General features: G+C 73.7%; 2 protein-coding genes. Both read right to left on the reverse strand.

Annotated features, from left to right (window positions below; translation table 11 throughout):
• Positions 1-837: heparinase II/III family protein (locus ROTAS13_RS23925; RefSeq protein WP_305793733.1), on the reverse strand; the 837-nt coding region annotated here is incomplete at its 3' end.
• Positions 834-1,532 (reverse strand): ribulose-phosphate 3-epimerase, encoded by a 699-nt coding sequence (rpe, locus tag ROTAS13_RS23930; protein ID WP_075823616.1) that lies wholly within the window; start codon positions 1,530-1,532, stop codon positions 834-836. The genes rpe and ROTAS13_RS23925, both read right to left, overlap by 4 nt.
• Positions 1,533-1,860: the final 328 nt, after the last annotated feature.

The raw sequence follows: 1,860 nt of genomic DNA on the forward strand, positions 1-1,860 counted from the left end.
CCGCGTGCCGTTGAAGCAGGCCAGCCCGCCGTCGCCGTGGCGGAAGACGCGCAGCGCCGGGCCGGCGCGGTCCAGCGCCAGGGAAAGATGCGGCGGCGCCTCCAGCTCGGCCCCGTGCAGGAGGTTGCGCAGCTCGATCAGGTCCTGCAGCGCGGCCAGATGCACCGCGGGCGAGCGTTCCGCGTGGCAGCCATCAGGCAGGAACTGGCGCTCCAGCTCGGCGGGGAGGAGCTTCAGGCAGCGGGTGAGCCAGCCCTCCTCCTCCAGCGCCACGGCGGCCGCCATGGCGCCCTTCAGCGCCACCAGCCCGCCGCGGTGCTCGCAATGCGCCGGCAGGGCGGCGACCAGCCCGCGCGCGTCCTGCGCCAGCCGCTGCATCAGCGCCTTGCGGAAGCCGTCCTCGGCGGTCGCGGCCAGGAAGTCCCAGTGCCCCAGCCAGGCGGAAAGCCGCGCCCCCACCACCTCCGGCGCATCGGCCAGGGCCTCGTTGCCGGTGCGGGACAGCCAGTCCTGGGTCAGCGCCCGCGCCCGCAGCCGGGCATTGTCCGTGCCCAGCGCCCGCAGGTCGCGCAGCCAGGCGAAGCCGTGCAGCGCGGCGCGCCAGCAGGGGCTGCCGCCGCTCATCGCCTCCGGCGCGCCGGGCGTGGCGCGGGCGGCCTCGGCGGGCAGCAGCAGGCCGGTGGTGCCGAGCACCTCGAACTCGCCCTTCAGCAGCCGCTGGCCCCGCGCCGCGTCGCCCGGCCAGAGGTCGCGGAAGGCGCGGGCCGGCGCCTCGGGCACGCGCAGCGGCTTGAGCCCGGCCAGGGTGCGCTTGGCGCCGCGCAGCCAGCCGCTCATTCCGGTCTCCGCAACGTCTCGCCGCCCCCGCCCTCCGTGGCCTGCGGGCGCAGCGCGGCGATGGCGGCGGCATAGTCGGGCTTGCCGAAGACGGCGGTGCCGGCCACCAGCGTGTCGGCGCCCGCCGCGAGGCAGAGCGGCGCGGTCTGGTCGGTGACGCCGCCGTCGATCTCCAGCGCGATGTCGCGGCCGGAGGCGTCGATCATGTGGCGCAGCGCCTCGATCTTCGGCAGTTGCGAGGTCAGGAAGGACTGGCCGCCGAAGCCCGGATTGACCGTCATCACCAGCACGAGGTCGAGCAGGTCCAGCACGTTCTCCAGCGCCGAGACCGGCGTGGCGGGGTTGAGCACCACGCCCGCCTTGCAGCCCAGGCCCCGGATCGTCTGCAGCGAGCGGTGCAGGTGCGGCCCGGCCTCCGGATGCAGGGAGATGACATGCGCCCCGGCCTCGGCGAAGGCGGCCAGGTAGGGATCGGCCGGCGCGATCATCAGGTGCACGTCGAAGGGCAGCGTGCAGTGCCGGCGCAGCGCGCGCACCAGCGAGGGGCCGAAGGAGATGTTCGGCACGAAATGGCCGTCCATGATGTCGAGATGCAGCCAGTCGGCGCCGGCGGCTTCGATGGCGTGAACCTCCTCGCCCAATCGGGCGAAGTCAGCGGCCAGGAGGGATGGGGCGATGCGGACTGATCTGGACACGGGGCCGTTTTGCCAGCCGGTCCGGCGGCGGGCAACCGCCAGAGATAGGTTTGCGGCGGCCGATCGCCACGAGTGCCGCCCCTTGCGGGCTCACGATTCCGGGAAAACGCCCTTCCGCCTCTTCCCGCCGCCGGCGCGCCGATTCCGCGCGAAGGCCCGAGGCGGGCGACGGGCGGGAGCACCGTGGCATCGTGCCGCATGCGCGCGGAGAAAATTTCACCTCCCGGATTGCCACATCGGGGCAGGATTTCCTTTCCTGTTGCGAAGCGGGCGCGGTCGTGGAGAAAAGATTTCCAAACCGCAGAGTCCCCCCGACCTCCGCCATGCC

Source organism: Roseomonas sp. TAS13 (assembly GCF_001950415.1).
GTDB classification, from domain to species: domain Bacteria; phylum Pseudomonadota; class Alphaproteobacteria; order Acetobacterales; family Acetobacteraceae; genus Roseomonas; species Roseomonas mucosa.